The sequence below is a fragment of the Enorma sp. genome (genome assembly GCF_982429025.1).
On sequence record NZ_CEWCAA010000002.1, the window covers coordinates 53,807 to 72,629 of the forward strand.

17 protein-coding genes, 1 tRNA gene and 1 pseudogene are annotated in these 18,823 nt (G+C 61.7%); 2 read left to right on the forward strand and 17 right to left on the reverse strand.

Features of this window, described 5'->3' with window-relative positions; translation table 11 throughout:
* Positions 1 to 10: 10 nt before the first annotated feature.
* The 4 genes and pseudogenes from AC1VS5_RS00860 to AC1VS5_RS00875 form a co-directional block, all read right to left on the reverse strand.
* A complete protein-coding gene (locus tag AC1VS5_RS00860) occupies positions 11 to 691 on the reverse strand; it encodes a response regulator transcription factor (RefSeq protein WP_019127580.1) in 681 nt (226 codons plus the stop codon).
* A 368-nt stretch (positions 692 to 1,059) separates the two neighbouring features.
* Positions 1,060 to 1,695 (reverse strand): sensor histidine kinase, encoded by a 636-nt coding sequence (locus AC1VS5_RS00865; RefSeq protein ID WP_481217398.1) that lies wholly within the window; start codon positions 1,693 to 1,695, stop codon positions 1,060 to 1,062.
* A gap of 57 nt (positions 1,696 to 1,752) precedes the next feature.
* Positions 1,753 to 2,823: pseudogene (locus AC1VS5_RS00870) on the reverse strand (sensor histidine kinase); the annotation flags it as partial.
* A gap of 691 nt (positions 2,824 to 3,514) precedes the next feature.
* The gene (locus AC1VS5_RS00875; RefSeq protein ID WP_481217370.1) at positions 3,515 to 4,210 is read right to left on the reverse strand and encodes a response regulator transcription factor; all 696 of its coding nucleotides are present in this window, start codon (positions 4,208 to 4,210) and stop codon (positions 3,515 to 3,517) included.
* A 388-nt stretch (positions 4,211 to 4,598) separates the two neighbouring features.
* On the opposite strand from AC1VS5_RS00875, the gene AC1VS5_RS00880 reads away from it, so the two are divergent.
* A complete protein-coding gene (locus AC1VS5_RS00880; RefSeq protein ID WP_481217371.1) occupies positions 4,599 to 5,960 on the forward strand; it encodes a D-alanyl-D-alanine carboxypeptidase family protein in 1,362 nt (453 codons plus the stop codon).
* Positions 5,961 to 6,102: 142 nt separating this feature from the next.
* Here the strand turns inward: AC1VS5_RS00880 and AC1VS5_RS00885 are convergent, their stop codons facing one another.
* From AC1VS5_RS00885 to AC1VS5_RS00910, 6 genes are all read right to left on the reverse strand, one after another.
* Positions 6,103 to 7,383 carry a PHP domain-containing protein gene (locus tag AC1VS5_RS00885; protein WP_019127576.1) on the reverse strand — a complete coding sequence of 427 codons (1,281 nt, stop codon included), beginning with the start codon at positions 7,381 to 7,383 and terminating at the stop codon, positions 6,103 to 6,105.
* Positions 7,384 to 7,581: 198 nt separating this feature from the next.
* A complete protein-coding gene (locus tag AC1VS5_RS00890; protein ID WP_481217372.1) occupies positions 7,582 to 8,547 on the reverse strand; it encodes a TatD family hydrolase in 966 nt (321 codons plus the stop codon).
* Positions 8,544 to 9,497, reverse strand: coding sequence for a 16S rRNA (adenine(1518)-N(6)/adenine(1519)-N(6))-dimethyltransferase RsmA (rsmA, locus tag AC1VS5_RS00895; RefSeq protein WP_481217373.1), 954 nt, complete (start codon positions 9,495 to 9,497; stop codon positions 8,544 to 8,546). The genes AC1VS5_RS00890 and rsmA overlap by 4 nt, the downstream gene beginning before the upstream one ends.
* A gap of 377 nt (positions 9,498 to 9,874) precedes the next feature.
* On the reverse strand, positions 9,875 to 11,497 hold the full coding sequence (gene metG / locus AC1VS5_RS00900; protein WP_481217374.1) for a methionine--tRNA ligase: 1,623 nt from the start codon (positions 11,495 to 11,497) through the stop codon (positions 9,875 to 9,877).
* A gap of 153 nt (positions 11,498 to 11,650) precedes the next feature.
* A complete protein-coding gene (gene rsmI, locus AC1VS5_RS00905) occupies positions 11,651 to 12,568 on the reverse strand; it encodes a 16S rRNA (cytidine(1402)-2'-O)-methyltransferase (protein ID WP_481217375.1) in 918 nt (305 codons plus the stop codon).
* A gap of 18 nt (positions 12,569 to 12,586) precedes the next feature.
* Complete coding sequence (locus AC1VS5_RS00910; RefSeq protein ID WP_144687303.1) at positions 12,587 to 13,648, reverse strand: glycoside hydrolase family 5 protein; 1,062 nt, start codon at positions 13,646 to 13,648, stop codon at positions 12,587 to 12,589.
* Between the two features lie 201 nt (positions 13,649 to 13,849).
* Between AC1VS5_RS00910 and AC1VS5_RS00915 the strand changes: the two genes are divergently transcribed.
* A tRNA-Phe gene (locus tag AC1VS5_RS00915) sits at positions 13,850 to 13,922 on the forward strand.
* 161 nt (positions 13,923 to 14,083) lie between these two features.
* Here the strand turns inward: AC1VS5_RS00915 and AC1VS5_RS00920 are convergent.
* From AC1VS5_RS00920 to AC1VS5_RS00950, 7 genes are all read right to left on the reverse strand, one after another.
* The gene (locus AC1VS5_RS00920; protein ID WP_481217376.1) at positions 14,084 to 14,353 is read right to left on the reverse strand and encodes a DUF192 domain-containing protein; all 270 of its coding nucleotides are present in this window, start codon (positions 14,351 to 14,353) and stop codon (positions 14,084 to 14,086) included.
* A 104-nt stretch (positions 14,354 to 14,457) separates the two neighbouring features.
* Complete coding sequence (locus AC1VS5_RS00925; protein ID WP_144687305.1) at positions 14,458 to 14,883, reverse strand: hypothetical protein; 426 nt, start codon at positions 14,881 to 14,883, stop codon at positions 14,458 to 14,460.
* Between the two features lie 161 nt (positions 14,884 to 15,044).
* A complete protein-coding gene (locus AC1VS5_RS00930; protein WP_481217377.1) occupies positions 15,045 to 17,090 on the reverse strand; it encodes a translocation/assembly module TamB domain-containing protein in 2,046 nt (681 codons plus the stop codon).
* On the reverse strand, positions 17,062 to 17,544 hold the full coding sequence (locus AC1VS5_RS00935; protein WP_481217378.1) for a TadE/TadG family type IV pilus assembly protein: 483 nt from the start codon (positions 17,542 to 17,544) through the stop codon (positions 17,062 to 17,064). Before AC1VS5_RS00935 ends, AC1VS5_RS00930 begins: the two co-directional genes overlap by 29 nt.
* A gap of 34 nt (positions 17,545 to 17,578) precedes the next feature.
* Positions 17,579 to 17,806, reverse strand: coding sequence for a hypothetical protein (locus tag AC1VS5_RS00940; protein ID WP_019127566.1), 228 nt, complete (start codon positions 17,804 to 17,806; stop codon positions 17,579 to 17,581).
* A 91-nt stretch (positions 17,807 to 17,897) separates the two neighbouring features.
* Positions 17,898 to 18,272 carry a hypothetical protein gene (locus AC1VS5_RS00945; RefSeq protein WP_481217379.1) on the reverse strand — a complete coding sequence of 125 codons (375 nt, stop codon included), beginning with the start codon at positions 18,270 to 18,272 and terminating at the stop codon, positions 17,898 to 17,900.
* Positions 18,273 to 18,613: 341 nt separating this feature from the next.
* Entirely contained in the window at positions 18,614 to 18,802 is a 189-nt protein-coding gene (locus tag AC1VS5_RS00950) for a class III signal peptide-containing protein (RefSeq protein WP_035100897.1), read from the reverse strand.
* Positions 18,803 to 18,823 lie beyond the last annotated feature (21 nt).

The following is an 18,823-nucleotide window of genomic DNA, read 5'->3' on the forward strand; positions in this document are numbered from 1 at the left end:
CACCGAGCGCCTACGCCACGTGGTCGGTAAAGCGATACCCCACGCCGCGAACGGTCTCGATGCAGCTCGATCGGTCGCCGAGCTTTTGGCGGAGCGTCTGCACGTGCACGTCGACCGTGCGCGAGCCACCGTCAAAGTCCCAGCCCCACACGCTCTGCAGCAGCGCCTCGCGGCTAAACACCACGCCTGGCTTGCGCATGAGATACTCGAGCAGGTCGAACTCGCGCAGCGTGAGCTTGACGGGCTTGCCGTCGACCGTAACCTCGCGATGGCTTGGGGAAAGCACGATACCGGAACTCGAAAGAACGTCGCTCGTCTTCTTGATCATGCCGCCGCGGCGCAGGAGCGCCCGGCAGCGGCTCGTGAGCTCCATGAGGCTAAAGGGCTTGGTGAGGTAATCGTCTGCACCGCCATCGAGAGCAACAACCTTATCGAGCTCGGTGTCCTTGGCGGTGAGCATCATGATGGGCACCGTGGCGGTCTCTTGGTCTGCGCGCAGGCGGTGGAGAATCTCGAGGCCATCGGTGTCAGGCAGCATGATATCGAGAAGCACCGCATCGGGCACGCGGCGCGCCACAGCGGCCTTGAACTCGCTGTCGCAAGAGAAGCCCTCGGCCTCTATGCCCTGCTGATGCAGCGCATAGAGCGTGAGACCCCGGATATTGTCGTCGTCCTCGACGTAGTAAATCATAGCTGCCGTCACTCCAAACAAGATGCGCGCCCGTTTGCCAGAGCCCATCACCAGCAGAAGCGTCGCGTTCTCGCGGTATGTTCTCGCTCCATCATACACCGGCTTTACATTATGCCGGCTGAAGGTAGTCCTTATGGTTACCAGATGGTACGCGCTGCGGTTTATCCTGCTGAAAGGGCATTGTCAAGGGAATGTAAAGAGCCCTACGGGGCGTTGCGCGCGGGCCGCCTATCCCCACAGGGGCCGTCCTCAATCCCGCCACGCCGGTCGGTCTTCGAGGGCGTTGCGCGCGGCACGCCCGCCCCCGCTCATGCTAAATGAGGAGCAGCCCCCGTTTGCGCAGCCCCTCGTTGGACATAAAGACGGACCTACGCAGGGAGCACGATCGTGAACACCGTATGCTCCGGTGTGGACTCACACGAGATGGCGCCGCCGTGCGCGGTCACGATCTCCTTGGCGATGGCGAGGCCGAGGCCAGCGCCGCCACGATTGGTCGCACGCGCTGCATCGAGGCGATAGAACTTCTCGAAGATCACCTTGAGCTTCGGCTCCGGAATGGGGTCTCCCTGGTTCTCGAATCGGATGATGACCTCTCCGGCATCCTTGGCACGCGCGGGCTCTCCTGCGGCCACCTTTGTTGCAGCCGCGCGCTTCGCCGCCACGGCCCCGCTCGTCGTGCCCGCATGCTTCGCCGCTGCAATCCCGCTCGGTGTGTCCGTGTGCTCTGCGGCCGCGACCACCTTCGCAGCAGCCCCGCTCGCCACAGCCGGGCCTTCGGCAGCGTTCGCATCCATGTCATCTTCCATGCCCGCCCGCTCGGCTGTGATGCGAATCGCCGAGCCCTCGTAGCTATAGGCGATGGCATTTTTCATAACGTTGTTGAACACGCGCGCCATCTTATCGCCGTCGATGAGCGCCGTGAGCCCCAGGGGCACCTCAAGATCAACGGTCTTTCCCTGCTCGGTGAGGGTCGGGTAAAACTCGTCAACCACCTGGCCCAACATGAGGTTGAGGTCCACATACCCTCGCGTGAGCACGATGTCATGGAAATCGAACCGCGTGATATCGAAGAACTCCTCGATAAGCGCATCTAGGCGATGCGCCTTCTCGAGCGCGATGCCCGTGAAGTGCACGCGCTGTTCAGCAGGCAAATCGGGAGCCTCTTCAAGAAGAGAAAGGTACCCGACCACACTCGCAAGCGGCGTTTTAAGATCGTGGGCCAGATAGGTTACGAGATCGTCCTTACGGCGGGCCTCATCGCGCCCCGCACTCTCTACCGCGCGCTGCCGCTCGCGCACACGGTTGATAGCGCTCTCGCATTCAAGATAGTCACCGTCGAGGCCGCTCCAATCGTCGGGATGGTCGATAAGACGCCCCACGATATGCATCGCGATGGAGCGATCTGCCTCCTCCTGGCCGCGCGCCACGCCATGCTCGTACATTGCACGCCCGATAAAAAACGCCATGCACACTGCGAGCGCAAAGAGGAAGCCGCAAAACATAAACAGATAATCAATGCTGAAGAAAATGGGCACCGACGTGCTGCCGATAACGAGGTTGCCCAGCAAGATAACCACAAGCCACGCCACACCGCCCAAGACGATGCACTGGCGCACGTTGACAAACCGGTCGAGCAACAGATATCCAACGAAGAACATGACGAGGAAGAGCATGAGCTCATCGAGCCCTACGATGGCGAATAACAGGGCGAAGAGGATAGCGGTTGCAACCACGCGGCTTCCCGCGGCTGCCTGCAAGCGCTCAAACAGGGCGTCGTTATCGGTGGCGGCGGAAACGGGAGGCTGTGCCACCGAAGCCGAAGCGGATGCCCATGCCGGAGCATCCCCCGGAGCGGAGCCCCATGCCGAAACGGGTGGCACCGAAGCAGGCTCTTGTTCGGACGAGAAGCCCCGTTCCCCATCCGTACCCATATAAGCGGGGTCGCGCTCCTTATTGTGAAGGTTGGGTGCTGCCGCGGGTGGAACGGTCGCCTTGGGAGAATCGGAAGCAGCGGCCCCTGCGGAGCCCGGCGCTGCTGTACCGGAAACGGCCTCAGGAGTATTCGGCAACCCCGTGAGCGGACTAATAGGGGGATGAGCAGGCCTTCTTTGGGCAATATCGTTTAGCTTCATTGCGTGCTCCTCGAATTACACCAGCGCGCACACCTTGCATCGAGCATTGCAGGCGCATCGCTGAGACCTTGCATCGGGTTGTTTGTTCCAGTATAAAAAGCCCGCTTTCGCTGGATACTGAAGACTTAGTTAATTTGGCTCTCCAACTCGATGCGCCTGGGCGCCGCATGCGCCCGCAAGTGAGCGATGCAGATGAGGCCGGTTCGCTTGGGCGCTACGAGCGCACGACACGATTGAGAACGGTGCGCTTGGAAACGCTGGCGAGCGGGGTCGTGCTGCGACGAGAGACCACGATCGAACACGTGGCCCGGTTGTCGCCCGTCTCATTAATGCTCGCTGAAATGCATCTTCCATGCCGATTTACGCAATAAGAGGCACGAAATTCGCTCTTACTGCGTAAAACGGCATGGAAGATGAGTTGAGCGGGCGCGCCTTCGACGCACTCCGGCGTCGTGCGAGCCTGCCGACCGCCGCTGAGGCACGCCCGACACCAAGCGGGGCCGCCGACAGCCGCCGGCGCATCGCCGGCATCGAACGGAGCAGCCTGCCGCCGCAGGCGCATCACTGACATCGAACGGGGCAGTCAGCCGCCGGCGCACAGTCAACGCAAAACGAGGGTGCCGACCGGCCGGCGCACAGTCAACGAAAAACGAGGCCGTCAGCCGCCGCTGCGGCTGCCACCTCGAATGTCCTATTCAATCGTGTAGCCCACGCCCCAGATATTCTTAATGAAGCGCGGGTTCTGCGCGTCGTCACCGATCTTCTCGCGCAGATGGCGAATATGGACCATCACCGTATTGTTGGAGCTCGCCATGAACTCTTCGTTCCACACGGCGCGGAACAGGTCCTCAACCGGCACGACGCGGCCACGATTCTCCGCCAGATACAGCAGAATCGAATAATCGATCGGCGTGCATCGCACGGGCTTCTCGTCCACCGTAACAGACCGCGCATCTGGGTTGATCACCAGCCCGTTGATAGAGATGAGCTGCTGCTCCTCCGCTTGATCGCGGCTTCCATAGCTCGTATATCGGCGAAGCTGCGCCTTTACGCGCGCCACAAGCTCAAGCGGGCGGAACGGCTTAACCACGTAATCGTCTGCGCCGAGCGACAGGCCCTCGATTTTGTCGCTCTGCGAATCGCGCGCGGTAAGCATGATAACCGGATAGGTATAGTCTGTACGAATGGTTCGCAGCAGCTCAAACCCATCGATATCGGGCAGCATGATATCGAGAATCGCAAGGTCGAATTCCTGTGTGAGAATGGCCTGGGCGGCGTCGGCGCCGTTATAGGCAAGCTGTACCTCGTAGCCTTCGTTTCGCAGATAGATGCCCACGAGGTCGGTAATAGTTTTCTCGTCGTCCACGACGAGGATACGCGTTTTCACCGAATGGCTCCTTTCCCCCCTTCCATTATGCCCGTGGGGAGGTCGGGTCCATGATAGCCCTCGAAGCTTAAGTTAAGCTTAACGGCTTTCCGACCATTCTCCCATACCGTTGGCGGAATGATGCGGGACGTAAGGCGGAACGGAGGTGCGCGAGGCGGTGCAGGACAGCCCGCGTGCCGCGCATACGCGAAACTGCCCATAACAAGGAACGCGCGTGCCGTCCACCTGCAAAGCGCCTGTGGGACTGCCCCACCTCCGAGCGCGCGTACCGCCCGATACGGAGCCTTGCCTCAACGAGTCGTACCACGCGCGATGCGCTCGCCGCAGAACCGTATAATGGAGCGCAGCCACCACTCGATGCGCCCGCCTCGCGCCACAAGGAGGAACCGTGCTCGAATCATTCCAGCTCCCCGCGCGCCATGCCCATAGCGCCCGCGCCCTCATGCCGCGGCTTCTCGCGGTCCTGAGTCTCGCATGCTGCGTGCTGCTTGGCACGCCCGCCCTCGCCGGAGCGGAAACGCGCATGACGGACATCGTCTGCGGAGTCACGGCGGAAGAGCGCGGGCTCGCCGGCGCCGATCTTCCCGATATCGAAGCAGCACAGGCAATCGTCATGGACCCGAACGGAACCGTTTATTTTGAACGCGATGCCGACACGCAAACCAAGATCGCCTCGATCACCAAAGTCATGACCGCCATCGTTGCGCTCGAAAACGCCGACCTCTCCACCACGATAACCGTCGATCACGCAGCGGCCACGGTGGGCGAGTCGACCGCCCACTTGCAAGAAGGCGACACGCTCACCCTTGATACAGCGCTCAGGGCGCTCCTCATCCCTTCGGGCAACGACGCCGCCATGGCCATCGCCACGACCGTGGGAGCAATCATCGACCCTACGAGTACCGACCCGTACGCAACCTTCATCCAGGCGATGAACGACAAGGCTGCCGAGCTGGGCATGGACGCCACGTTCACCAATCCCCATGGGCTTGACTTCGGAGACTGGGTTGGCGATATGCACGCCTCCGCGCGCGACGTGGTAACGATGTTTAGCTACGCGATGAAAAACGACACGTTCCGCGAGATCGATGGCAGCGGCGACAACACCATCACGGTAACCGGCGCCGACGGCGCCGAGCGCGAGGTCACCTTCAAGGTGCGCAACGACATCCTTGGACAAGAGGGCAACGTGGGCGGGAAGACAGGCACCACCTACGATGCGGGAACCTGCTTTGTGGGAACGTTCCAGCGCGACGGGAAAGAGGTCTACGTCGTTGTCTTGGGTTGCAGCGACAACGATTCCCGCTTCAGCAACACCCTAACGCTCGCTAACTGGTACTACGAGCACCTCAAAACCGTTCCGCTCTTTGAGAGCAGCAAGCTCACGCCCGACGGCGACCCGCTCATTGCGCGCGTGACCGATACGGATTGGACCGACAAGACCGTCGACGCCACCGTTGCCGACGCCAACGCTACCGTTAGCTACTTCGACCTCGAGGGCGATATTTCGCTCAAGGTCGATACCGTCGATTTTTCTGGCGACGTGCAGCGCGGCGACCATGCAGGAACCCTCGCGCTTTGTCAGGGAGAAACGGAGCTCGCCTCCGTTGAGCTCGTAGCCGCAGAGGAAGTCCGGGGCCCCTCGCCGCTTGAATGGCTCCTTGTGCAGTTCGACCGCTTCACGCGCTTCTTCACGGGAGAGCCGGGCGTAGCAGAAACCGAGGTCATCGCCACGACGCCCAAGGCGTAGCGGAGATTGAGATTATCGCCCGGCCCCAGTGCCCGGCGCCCAAAGCGTAGCAGAAACCGGGGCCATCTCCCCGCGCTCAAGGCGCAGCAGAAACCGGGGCCATCACCCCGCGCCCAAGGCGCAGCATGCGCGTGAATGCGAGCTACGAAAGCGCGGCCTCGCTGGCAAACAGCCCCTCGACCTTGCTCCCCGCCTCTTCTGGGCACACGAAGCTCGTTCCCAGCGCGGGAGAGCTACCGTACTTGCCATGGTAGTCGCTGCCGCCCGTCACGAAGAGGCCAAGACGCTCGGCAAGCTCGAATGCCAGCCCCTCTTCAACGGGCCCGTGGTCCGGATGGAACGCCTCGATACCCATGAGCCCTGCGCCAACGAGCTCCGGAACGATGGCCCACGACTTCGTCTGCCCCGGATGCGCAAGAACCGGCACGCCCCCTTGCTCGCGGATGGCGCGCACCGCCTCGACCGCCGTCGGATATTCGACGGTGCGATTCGCCGGGCTATCTCCCTTGAACCAGCATTGATAGCAGAACTGGTAATCGGGGTCGGTATGCGGGCGCCGCGTGAGGGCCTCCATGATGTGCTGCTTGTAGATGCCCGTGCTTGCCCTCGCGACATCGTACACCTCGTCGAACGAGAGCCTGTGACCGGAGAACTCAACGTCTTCGCGCTTGAGTACCCATGCCTGCCATAGGCTGGTCGCCGTGCGCGCGAACAGCGTGGGCGCGACGAGCCGCTCAACCGGCCCTGAACCGTCTGCGGTCGCCTCCAGCCCAAAGCCCAGGACGTGCACCTTGCGCCCCGTCGCCGGATCGTGCGCCGACACCTCGACGCCCGCAAGCACCGGAAAACTTAGCTCGCGCGACCTCGCGCGAATAAAGGAGAGCTGGGAGAGGCAGTCGTGATCGGTAATGGCAATGCGCGTGAGGCCTGCCGCCCGCGCCCCAGCAATGAGCTCGTCGACCGTACAAGAGCCGTCCGAGAAGACCGAGTGATTGTGCAGGTCCCACGACCCCAGCGCCGTGCGCCCCGCGACAGGACGTGGGGCAGAGTAGCGCGGCGAGAGGTGGCGCGCCGCCTCTTGCGCCGCGCGCGCGGCGGTCTGGGCGGCAGTATTCGCCGCATCAACAGCCGCCTGAGCGGCAATGCTCTTGATGGCTCGATCGGTTTCCCTGCGAATGGCCTTGCTGGCCTCGGCATGCTCGCGCGCCTCTTCTCGTATGATGGCACGCGCGTCCTTCTTCGCCTTCCCGTGTTTCTTCAGCTCGCGCTTCAATGCCTTGCGCCGGGCTTCCTCGCTTACGCGGGCATCGGCATCGAGCGATGCATCCGCCCGTTCCCTCATCTTCCTGCTAGCTTTCGCGCGCTTGCGAGCACTCTTCTCTGCCTCTTTCGCCGCCGATTTTGCACCCTTTGTCTTCGCCATGGAAAGCCCCCGCTTCTCAGCATCGTTTCGTGCAGTTGTTATACCCGCTCTGGAGGCATCGATTTAGTAGAACAGACGGCGTGCGTTCTCCCATGCGGCACGCGCGACCAGTCCAGGGTCTTCGCCCGCACGCTCGGCGCGATCGAAGACGATCGCATTGAAACGCCAACACCCGGTGTCTGCGATTCACGATGCGTTTCAGGCGAAGAGCGCGCGGGCGTTATCGTATGCTGCCTGCGCGATGGCTGTGGGGGCCTCGCCCGTGCGCTCGGCACGGTCGTGGGCGAGCGCATCGGCGGTGAATCCGATCATCGCGGGCTCGCACTCCACCCCTCGAATGGGTTCGGGGGCCATATAAGGACAATCTGTTTCGAACAGGATGCGATCGAGCGGACAGGCGGCGAATGCCTCGCGAATGCCCTCGTTGCGCCTGAACGTCGCAGCCCCGCCGAACGCTATATAGCAGCCAAGACCAAAAAAGCGCTCCGCAGTGGGCAGGTCTTCAGTAAAGCAGTGGAGCACGCAGCCAGCCTGCGGCACGCCGTGCTCTTGCAGCACGCGGTAGGCATCTGCGTGCGCCTCGCGAGCTTCGTCGCCCGCATCGTTTCTCAGATGCAGCTCGACGGGAACCCCGTTCTCGCTGGCAAGCGCGAGCTGCGATTCCATGCAAGCAATCTGAACGTCATGCGGAGCCGCTTCGATGTTGTCATCCGCGTCGAAGTGGTAGTCGAGACCAATCTCGCCTATCCCCGCGCACAGCGGATCTAAAAGCGCCTCGCGGAGCTGGCAGAGCACCTGGGATTCCCGGCTCATGAAATCGAGTGCTCCATAGGGATGCACACCCGCAAGGAATCGGACGTTATCGAAAAGGTCGAGGGGCGAGCCATCTAGCTCCGCCTGCTCACGCGCCACGGCGAGCTGTTCGGCAAGCCATGCGCGAAATGCAGGAAAGGAATCAAAGTCGTCTGCGATGGGGTCCCAGAGCGTAACGAGCGAACGCACTTCCGCGCGAGCGGCGCGTGCAAGCACCTCGGCGGGCGTTTTGTTCCAGAAACAGGTGAGGTGCGCATGGGTATCGGCGAGCGGGGCCGTGGGTGCGGGAAGCTCAAAGGAACGCTGCTTTTTCTTGACCGTTTTGGCGAACGAAAGCGGCGCGGAAGTCATCGGTTTCCCCTGCCCCGCGTTCCCGGTTCGGGCAGCCCACCCAGGCGAGCAAGTTCCTGGGTAAGCGCAACGAATCGCTCGGTTGAGAGCGTCTCGGCACGAGAGGTCGGCGCGATACCCGTGGCCTCGAATGCGGCGTCGAGCGCATCTTTGGCAAACCCGTTTGATCCCATGGAATTCCTGATGGTCTTGCGTCGCTGCGCGAACGCCGCGTCGACCACTCGGCACACCTTGGAAACGAAGTCCGCTGTATCTGAGCCATGTTGTGCCTGCACGAAGCCAGCGTCGGCGCTCGCAACAAGGCCCTCCGCTTCGCACCCAAGGCGATCGAGCCGCACCACGGCGGAATCGACGTGCGGGGCTGGCATGAAGCAGCGCGGGGGCACCTCAAACCGGCCAGTTACCTGTGCAAAGAGCGAAAGCTTGACGGTGTAGGCCCCGTAGTCTTTGCTGCCGGGCTGTGCGGAGATGCGGTCGGCGACCTCCTTTTGCACCATCACGACGGCGCGCTCGAGGTCGGGCATCTTCTCAAAGAAGTCCAAGATGATGGTCGCTGCCACGTTGTAGGGTAGATTCGCCACGAAATGCGTCGGCGGGGCGCCCGCTGCCTCCACGATGCGCTCTGGCGACACGCGAAGAGCGTCGCCCATGAGGTAGCGGAAGTTGGGATAGTCTGCCGCGTGCGCATCGAGCACCGGCTCGAGCGCGCTGTCCATCTCGATGGATACGACACGCGCCGCTTCTTGCACGAGCGCCAGCGTAAGCGTTCCGATGCCCGGCCCCACTTCGAGCACGCGCTCCGTGCCGGTAAGCTCCGCCAACTCGCAGATGCGCTCGATCACATGGTTGTCGATGAGGAAATTCTGCCCGAAGCGATGCTTGGTGGCGAGGCCAAACTCATTAAGCAGCTCGCGCGTAGCGGAGAGGCTGGCAAGCGGAGATATGGTCATGGGAGCTCCTTTCATCGCGGCGCTTCGCGCAAAAGCATCGTCCTCAGCCGATTCTGGCTAAAAATGTCGATTTATGGCGCTGGGAATGGCAGCGTAGCCCACACTATGCAGTCCGATCGCCCCTTGAACCAGCCAAAAGCCGCAAAAGCATCAATAAAGCTCAGGAGATTGGCTCCAAACCGCGGCATCCATCGCTATCCCCGCGACACCGAGCGCCATAAATCGACATTTTTAGCCAAGATCGGCTTTTCCAATCTAAAAACACCGATACCATGTAAGCGCCCTCCTGCAATTCGGCGCAGAAGGGCGCAGCAAACCAGAACCAAAAAAAACGCAATGCTGCCGACCTGAGCAAAGCGGCAGGCGTTCCGTTGCGGCTAGTCGACCAAGCGCGGGAAGAGAGGCTCGCCCTTCTCGACGGGCTGGCCACCCACCAGGCCGCCCCACTCGCAGGCATCACGAAGGTCGCGCGACGGCTCCGGATCGAGCGCCAGGCGGCGACGAACCTCGGCCGAGATCTTCGGCATAAACGGATCATAGAGCTCGCTCGCGATGCGGATGACCTCGAGCAGATTCCAAATCACGCTCGCCAGTTCACCGGCCTTCTCGGGGTCTTTTGCAAGCGCCCACGGCGCCGTGTCCTCGATGTAGTGGTTAGCGGCCGAGACAATCGCAAGCACCTCGGATGCGGCGGTGCCGTAGTCCATAGCCTCCATCGCCTGCGCATAACGGTCGAACACGCCCTCGCAGGCATCGCGCACAGGCGATGCGCCGCCCAGGTCCACCGGGCGCGCCGGCGAGCACCCATCGAAGTACTTCATGCTCATGTTGAGCGTACGGCTTACGAGGTTTCCCCAGCTATTGGCCAAATCGGCGTTGTAAACCTGACGCATGCGGCCCCAGCTGATCGGTGCATCCGTGCCGTGCGCGACATCGCTCATGAAGTAATAACGGTACGCCTCCACACCCAGAAGATCGATGACCTCCTCCGGCGCGATAGCGTTGCCGCGGCTCTTCGACATCTTCTCGGCCTTGCCCGTCTCCTCGTTGCGCACGGTCAAGAAGCCGTGAACGAACACCCGCTCGGGCAGCGGCAGGCCCGCCGCCATGAGGAGCGCCGGCCAAATGACGCAATGGAAGCGGATGATGTCCTTGCCAACCACATGGACCTGCGCGGGCCAGCGGAACGCGAGGCTGTCGGCAGCCTCATCGCCCTCGGCACCATACCCAACGGCAGAAAGGTAGTTGATGAGCGCGTCGACCCACACATAGGCAACGTGCTTGTCGTCAAAGGGGAACGGCACGCCCCAATCGAATGTGGAGCGGCTGATGGAAAGGTCTTTGAGACCGCCCTTTACGAACGAGATGACCTCGTTCTTGCGCGTTTCCGGCTGAATGAAATCGGGATGGGCCTCGTAGAAGTCGAGGAGCGGCTGCTGGAACTCGGAAAGCTTGAAGAACCAGCTCTCCTCCTCGATGCGCTCGAGCGGGCGATCGCAATCCGGGCAGAGCGGATGCGCCGGATCGGCCGGAGACTCTCCAGCCGCCACGCGGTCTTCCTCATGGTGGCGCACCTGCGTCTCGGTGAAGTAGGTTTCCTCCGGACGGCAGTACCAGCCATCATACGAGCCCTTGTAGATATAACCCCGATCCAGCAATGCCTGCAGGAACTTCTGCACGCTCGCAATATGGCGAGGCTGCGTGGTGCGAATGAAGTCGTCGTTAGAAATCTCGAGCGTCTCCCACAGATCGCGGAAGGCGGGCTCCATGGAGTCGCACCATGCCTGCGGAGAATCGAACCCGTTCTTCTCGGCCGCCTCGGCAACCTTCTCGCCATGTTCATCCATGCCGGTAAGGAATTTGACGTCCTTACCGCATGCGCGCTGGAAACGAGCCTGCACGTCGGCAAGAACGGTGCAGTACGCCGTGCCCAGGTGCGGCTTGGCGTTGACATAGTAAATGGGTGTCGTGATGTAATACGAAGGCTTCGAATGCTCCATAACGGTGCGGTCCTCTCCCTCATGACGGGCTGACGTGCAGGGGATAATGATACCGCAGGCGAACGTTGGGCGCAGAATGATAAAACGAACCCGGTTTGTTTTATCATTCTGCCTCAATCTGAGAGAGTGATAAAACAAACCGGGTTCGATTTATCACATCGCGCCTTCTGATGCGAGGATGAGGGCGTAGACCTCCCGCTTGCGGCGAGAGTACTTCTGGGCGAGGCGCTTGGCCAGGGCATTGGCCGGCTCCCCCGAAGCGAGCCCCTCGGCGATATCCGCGCGCAAAGCCTCCTCGGGATCTGGCGCGGCTCCATCCACGGAAAGCACGCTCATGCCCGCCGCTGTGCGGGCGGCCATCTCGGCCTGCTCCTCCGCACTCGGCGGAGCCACCACGACCACGCACTCCCCGCGCACCGGCACGCCCGCCTCGATACGATCCGCTACCTGCGAAGCGAGCTCTGGCGCGGGAGCGCGGAGCACTTCCTCATGCAGCTTTGTCAGCTCGCGGCAAAGCGCCGCAACGCGCGTCGGGAACACGCCGGCCACGGATTCGAGCGTTGCCGCGACGCGATGGGGAGACTCATAGAACAAAAGCGCTCCCGGCACCGTCATGAGCTGCTGCAGGCGTCGCACGCGCTCGCCCGCCTTACGCGGCAGGAACCCTTCGAAAAAGAAGTGGTCACAAGGTATGCCCGATGCAACAAGCGCTGTCACACATGCCACCGGACCGGGAACGACCTCCACCGACACGCCCGCCTCTCGCGCCGCGTCCACGAGCACCTGCCCGGGGTCCGACACCCCCGGCATGCCCGCATCGGATGCAAAGGCGAGCGTCTCGCCCGCCAGCATGCGATCGACCAAGGAAGGGGCGCGCCCAGCAATCACGTTCTCGTCACAGCGAATGAGCGGCCGCGACACGCCCGCCGCCGAGAGCAGCTTCCCCGTCACACGCGTATCTTCGCAGCACACGGCGTCGGCCGCGCGGAACGCCTCGACCGCTCGGGGCGAGAGGTCGCCCAAATTGCCGATTGGCGTTCCTACAATGAAGAGTTTTCCCTGGTTAGCCATAACGTCTATGAGGTTTCGCTAGTCGAGCATCGCGCGCTCGAGCGTACCGAGCGCAGCGCGGGCGTCCCATGCCGCTATGCGCTTCTCGGTCTTCCAAGTCTGGAAGAACCAGCCATAGGCATCCGCAAACGAAGCCATCTGGTTCGAGATGAACACGCGCTCGTATGCTGCGCGGCCCTCGGGCGTGACCGACACGTTCGAGAACACAGCGGCTCCGGACCACTCGCCGACGATGACCGGGAAACCCGCCGCACGAGCCTCTTTAATCAGCCGCCTGTTGCGCGCGATCGCAGACGAGAGGCCTTTGGGCGTCGTGATGTCAATCGCCATCTCATCGCGGTAATGGTACAGGTGAACGTCCATGCACACGTTCTTATACTGGTCGCCCCGCATGAAATGCTTCCATGCAGACGGATAGCCAGAGGCCGAGAAAACTACCATCTTCTCTTCAGGCATGTGCATGCGCACGATTCCGTAGGCGTCGCGGTAAAAGTTCCGCAAGTAGTGACTCGGTATGCCATCGGTCGTGGTGAAGAGGTTCTTGCGCACGCTCATGATGGGCGAGTCGAGCAGCTCGATGCCCATGATCTCCGCGCGCATGCCATATCGCGTAGCCAGGCGGTCGAGCACACCGAGAGCGATGTGCCGCCCGTTGGCCGAGGAATGCCAATCGACCGTGGATTCCGGCGTGCTCCGAGAATTATTCGAATCTCCTTGGCCGCCCGGAACCGTTGCCAAATCGAGCAGCACCTGCATACCGAACTTCTTCGCCCATTCGAAGGCACGGTCGATATAATCGACGAGCGGGATGTAGACCTCGCCATCACCCTGAGAGCCAAAGGCGTACCACGGCACCGGCAGGCGCACTGCATTGAGGCCAATAGCCGACATGCGGCGGAAATCATCCTCGGTGATGAACGTCTCATAATGCTGGCGCATGCGCTCGTTGTAGGCAACCGAGCCGAGCGCGACCTGCAGCTCAACTTCGTTCGAAGCACCTGTGGCGGCGAACAGCGAGGGGGTGACCCACGGCTCGGGTATGAACCATCCCGAAAGGTTGACTCCACGGATTCGCTCCATCGCTTCCCTCTCCTCATCAACGGTGCGCTCGATCTATTCAATCCGAAAACCATCTTGCTTGCCGCGTTTTACTCGCCTAACGCACCTAGGTGAACTATGAGTATAGCGCCATGGAACGAACTTTGTTCGATATCGCATATTTTGACTTGACGCTTACCGTCGATTTGGTATAGTTATCGAGCTGTCCTGCTTACAGCACCCGGTCAGATAGCTCAGTTGGTAGAGCAGAGGACTGAAAATCCTCGTGTCGGGGGTTCGAATCCCTCTCTGACCACCTTCGAAGTTTGCGGCCCCGGAAACGGGGCCGTTCTTGTTTTCCGCCCAATCCGCGACCCGGCATGCTGCGGGGAGGCTTTCCGCTCAGCGACTTCTCACATCATCTTTCCGGGTACCGCCATCAATCTGCAAAACCGCTGTTGCCACCGGGCGCCGCTATCAACCCGCAGAGAACCGCTCAATTGCATACCAAGCCCCTTGGCGCGACCGAATGCGCCACGGCGGAACGCCATCGAACCGAGCCAACACTTCGCCTTCAGGGCCTGCGAAAACGATATCAATCGCCCGTCGCATAAACCATGTATGCACCGACGCGCAGCTCGGAAACACCATGACGATCGAAGCATCATCCAGCCCATCTATCTTTGATGGAACGCACGCCGCCAAACCAAGCAGCCGGCGTAGCGGGCTTGCCGCGATGATGACCATGCGATCGTCCCAGCCCAGGCGCCGCACAACGCGACGGATTTCTTGCTCATCGAGACGATTGGACCTCGCAAGCCTCTTTATGTGCGAGCGACTCCCTCTCTGCATCACATCACCACCCCCGGCCTCCAGGGATCGACCGTCACATCGCGATGATGCGCCAACGCGACCGGCGCACCGAGGTCGACACCCGCAATGGAAAGAGAACTCGGCCAAGGCCTCATGCGCATCGAACATCGATAGGTTCGCAAGCCCCCAATCAGGGTGAGGAGGTCATCCCCCGAACTAGCTCCCCCTTCGGTGCACGTCACCTCAATCTCCACGTCGTAGCCGGCCATGGCACCCTCTATCTGGGATTCGATCACACCCACGCTGTCATCCGTCGAGCCATCGCTTTCTCCCGAAGGAGAGACGGCATGCGCGGCCACGATATCGGGGGCGATTCGATCGAACCGAGCTGTCGCAGCCACAAACAACATGATGTTGTATACGATGAGCGCGAGAACGAGAAGTACGGGGACGACGACTGCCATCTCAACAGTCGCCTGCGCGCGCTCTTCCCCTACCAAGCTGCAACGATGATTGGCTCGGCCCGTGAACGCCAGCCATATGCCACCCTTATGTCGCAGCCATGAGGGCGCAGCGCACTTCCCGCGCACCATCGCAAGCAAACGCGAATGTGATCGCAGGCGCATCATGGTTTGCCCTCCGCCGGCCCGACCACATCCGAAAGGCGTATGGTGAGGGGAATTGACCCTCCGCCCGGCAGGGGAATCTCCGCGATCGTGAAAGACGCGGACAAAACCTCTTCGCCAACCTCGTACTGAAGCGCCTGCAACAGCGCCGAGGGGTCGGTCGTTCCCAAGGGAATGGAGCGCAAAAGCTCCTGAGCGTTAGCTAGGGCAGGAACATCTGCATGGGAGAGAACATTACCGCTATCGGTAAGAACCGGCTTAAGCGAACTCAGGTCTACCGGCTCGAAGCCAAGGCCGCGCACCGCGCTGTCAATCCGGTCACTCAGCCATGACGCTATGGGGCCCATCCCAACAGCGGATAGCCCGCCGATAAGATCATCCATGAGCGCCGATAGCCCGGCACTCACATCCCCGTACGAAACGAGCAGCGAGCCCCATAACCCCATGACGTCATCAATCAATCCAACCGCACCGCCTCCGCCTGTCCTATGCTCAAGAGAGCTGAAGAACGACGACAAGACGTTATTCGTATTGGTCGCGGCATCGGGCGCGAGCACGGCAGCGGACAGCGCACCCCGTCGCGACAGGCTCGGGCTTTCGGCGAACGTTGAGTCAAGGCCGTCCGGGGAAGACAGCTCGCCCGACACCACAAGGGAAACCACGCCATATCTTCCGGGAGGAGCGATGCGCGGCCGCTTTGTCGAAAGAACCGAAAGCGCCTCATCGAAGGCGTCGCCGGCCGTTTCCGCCGCACCTTGCGCCGCCCGCTCAAGCTCGAGCTCCCGATTTCGGCATGATACGTATGCATCGAGAGCCTCGGTAAAGGCGCGCAAATGGTATTCGTAGCCGTTGTCAATCGAAGTCGATGCAGCAGGGACCCTTCCAACATCGCCGATCCCGAAATGGCACACAGGGCACTCACGAACCGCTCCCGTCTCGACATCGGCAAGAGATCGCAACGGTCCGGCGGCACCCTCAGCTCCGGGGCACGTTTCCCCATAATGAAGAACAAACCCGCTTCCTTCGCGAGTCGTTGGCCACACGCTCTCGGTATAGAGCGTTGTCTTGCGGACCTCATCGGTATTGCGCGGCAAGAGCTCCGCCGTCGATGTCACCCTGCCGCCAGACTCAACGACATGGGCGCTTCGAAAATGATCGACCGCATATCGATAGAACGCCTTACGGGCAGCGGAATCGGCAGCCGCCTCGACGCTTGCGCTCTCCGGTTCGTCGTGCTCGAGACGCCAGGCGTAATATGACCGCGTTCGATTGAGCGCGACCTCGGGCTCCCAGGTGATGCTCGAGGCGTAGTCGGGGTTTTCCGTGCCGGAAAGCGCCGAGAGCTTCCCGGCACGTTCTTGCATGTTCCGCCCTTCGCTGCCGCAATCGGCAAGCCAAGCCTCCTCTTTTGCCTTCGCCGTCTCCTCTGCAGCTGCAGAGAGCTCTTGGGCGGCCTCGTCGAGCTCTCCTGCAGCGTTCTCGATGCCTTCCGTGGAAACCTGCTCCCCTTCAAGCGCGGGGAAATCGGAACCAGACGAAAGCGGCACGGCAAGCGCGGTCCCCGTAAACACCACCTCATCGCTTCCCTGAACCGCGCACGCGCGTGTGCCGCTTGCAGCAACGACAAGCGGCAACGACGACTCGAGTGCCTTTAGCCCCTTCGAGGCCGAGGTTGCCAACTTGTTGCGGGCCTCAAGCATGCGCAATCCCGCATTGATCGTCTGAGGAGCAACTGCGTTCACGCCTGGAATCAAGAGCCCAACCAGCCCGGCACCTGTTACGCAGAGCCCCGCAAGCCCCATGCTCAGCACCGAGGCGTCCAGCACCGTTGCCGCCGTGTGATACGACGACACGACGTTCGCCCCGGCAAGCGCGGTCACATCGGCCGCCACCTGGGTATCTCCGGCGCGTGACATGCTCCAAATCCCGCTCGCGATGGCAAACAGCAAAGAGAGAATCACGAGAATCGACACCGCAGAGGTGAGCGTCGTATACGCGCCGTCTTCAAGAAACAGATCAATCCCAGCGCTGCGTCCACGTTCCATAATCGCCCTCCAGCCAACTCGGCCTGCCGTCATAGCTCGCCCGGACCGACATCTCCACATCTCCCTGGCCGTTCACCGCACCGAATGCGTGCGCGAAGGCTCCGATTACCGGCAGCGGCGTTATCGCACCCGTAATGCAGACCATCACCTCGCCGTCCCCGCTCGATGCCGTCTGCATCTCGATATCCCATGCGAGCGGACCACCTGCATGGAATATCGAGATATCGGGCACAGCTGCCAGACGCCTCAGAGTGAATGCCCGAATGCTCTCATCCGTTTCTCCTTCAGCTGTAACCATCAGTCGCGCTGTTTCCGCCGCCGCAGACTCCATCACGGCGCGCGTGTACAGCACGCAAACGGGCTGCGCGGCGAGAAGCAGCAGGGTGAGGAAGACCGGCAGGAGCACCGCGGCTTCCACTGTTGCCTGAGCGCGCTCTTCACGCGCCGCGCCCAAGGCGGCTGACGCCCCGGGCCGCCGCAACCCCTGCCTAATACAGCGAGATATCCAGCAACCCCAACCCATCCAGCGCATGCGATGCTGCCTCTTCGACTGCGCGTGCGAGCGCTCCGTCCGCACCCGCATGCCAAAGCAACGCCAAGCCCGAGACCATCGCCATGAAAGCGATAACGGTGAGAGCATACTCAAGCGTTGCTTGGGCACATGATTCCTCGGCAATCTCGCGCAGGACGATTGCGCGGCGCTTTCTATCGTCCATATCTCCCTCCCCAAGATGCCCCCTCACCAGACCGAACCCAGCAAGCGCCCGCACCGGCGACACGCTTGGAATGGCCCCCTCTCGCCCGAACCTAATCCTCTGCATCGTCTGTAGCGAACATCCGAACCGCACGCACCGTCGAAGCCGAATCTTCTTCCAAGACGGCCACCGTAACCACATCAATGCAGCCAGAACGAGCCTGAACGATAGCGCCCCAAGCATTTCCCTTTAGGTCGAGGTAGCCACTGGAATACAGGTGAGCGCCTTCGACACCCTGATACACCTGGAGCACAGAGCGGGCTGCAGGAACAAGTCCCTCGTCCATGCGAAGCTCAACCGCCACCTGGCCTTCTCCCGCCTCACGATCCGCCGAAAGCCGATCCAACTCGGCGAGAAGCGAAGTGGCTGTCGAAGCATGGGAATCGCCGGCGCCCGCTTCCTCTTCCCCCGCACCCGAACGCCCCAACAAAGAATCCTGACCATATGCGGCGTCATCTCCTCCTGCGTCATCGGCTCGAGCGGATGTGTCGGCAGAGCCTTCGCCGCTAGAAGCACGTTCCCCCTGGGCACCCTCTTCAACAGCAGACGACACCTCCCCATGCGCCGCCGCACCCTCTGACCGTCCATGCGCAATCGCCCCAAACCCCAACAGAGAGGCAGCAATCACCGCAAGGCAGAGCAAGGGGGCGGCGCACCAAGCAAGCCGCGTTCTGAGAGAACCGCCGGTGCGCAGCCCGTCCCCAGCTGTTGCCCGCAATCTTCCCTGCGAGCGCACGAAGTCTTTGCCACGCCCACGCATTCGACGCGCTACAAACTGTTAATGCCGTCTGATATGGCATTCCAGAGCTCGCTAACCCTATCCCGGAATGCGATGATCGCAATTATTGCGATTACAACTAATACGCCAACCAATATGGCGTACTCCGTCGTTCCCTGCGCCTTTTCTTCTGCAACCAGCCTGCTTGCTTCGCCCAGCCGCCTGTTTATGGCATGCATCACGCGCACGCGAATGATGTC

Excerpts from the sequence above, each read along its gene's own strand:
- AC1VS5_RS00860 (WP_019127580.1), bottom strand. The coding sequence starts at position 691 with ATGATTTACTACGTCGAGGACGACGACAATATCCGGGGTCTCACGCTC.
- AC1VS5_RS00925 (WP_144687305.1), bottom strand. The coding sequence starts at position 14,883 with ATGGCAGTCGTCGTCCCCGTACTTCTCGTTCTCGCGCTCATCGTATAC.
- AC1VS5_RS00950 (WP_035100897.1), bottom strand. The coding sequence starts at position 18,802 with ATGCATGCCATAAACAGGCGGCTGGGCGAAGCAAGCAGGCTGGTTGCA.
- rsmA (WP_481217373.1), bottom strand. The coding sequence starts at position 9,497 with ATGACCATATCTCCGCTTGCCAGCCTCTCCGCTACGCGCGAGCTGCTT.
- AC1VS5_RS00865 (WP_481217398.1), bottom strand. The coding sequence starts at position 1,695 with ATGTTGGGCCAGGTGGTTGACGAGTTTTACCCGACCCTCACCGAGCAG.
- AC1VS5_RS00885 (WP_019127576.1), bottom strand. The coding sequence starts at position 7,383 with ATGGCGAAGACAAAGGGTGCAAAATCGGCGGCGAAAGAGGCAGAGAAG.
- AC1VS5_RS00930 (WP_481217377.1), bottom strand. The coding sequence starts at position 17,090 with ATGGAACGTGGACGCAGCGCTGGGATTGATCTGTTTCTTGAAGACGGC.
- metG (WP_481217374.1), bottom strand. The coding sequence starts at position 11,497 with ATGGAGCATTCGAAGCCTTCGTATTACATCACGACACCCATTTACTAT.
- AC1VS5_RS00890 (WP_481217372.1), bottom strand. The coding sequence starts at position 8,547 with ATGACTTCCGCGCCGCTTTCGTTCGCCAAAACGGTCAAGAAAAAGCAG.
- AC1VS5_RS00920 (WP_481217376.1), bottom strand. The coding sequence starts at position 14,353 with ATGGTCATCATCGCGGCAAGCCCGCTACGCCGGCTGCTTGGTTTGGCG.
- rsmI (WP_481217375.1), bottom strand. The coding sequence starts at position 12,568 with ATGGCTAACCAGGGAAAACTCTTCATTGTAGGAACGCCAATCGGCAAT.
- AC1VS5_RS00940 (WP_019127566.1), bottom strand. The coding sequence starts at position 17,806 with ATGGACGATAGAAAGCGCCGCGCAATCGTCCTGCGCGAGATTGCCGAG.
- AC1VS5_RS00910 (WP_144687303.1), bottom strand. The coding sequence starts at position 13,648 with ATGGAGCGAATCCGTGGAGTCAACCTTTCGGGATGGTTCATACCCGAG.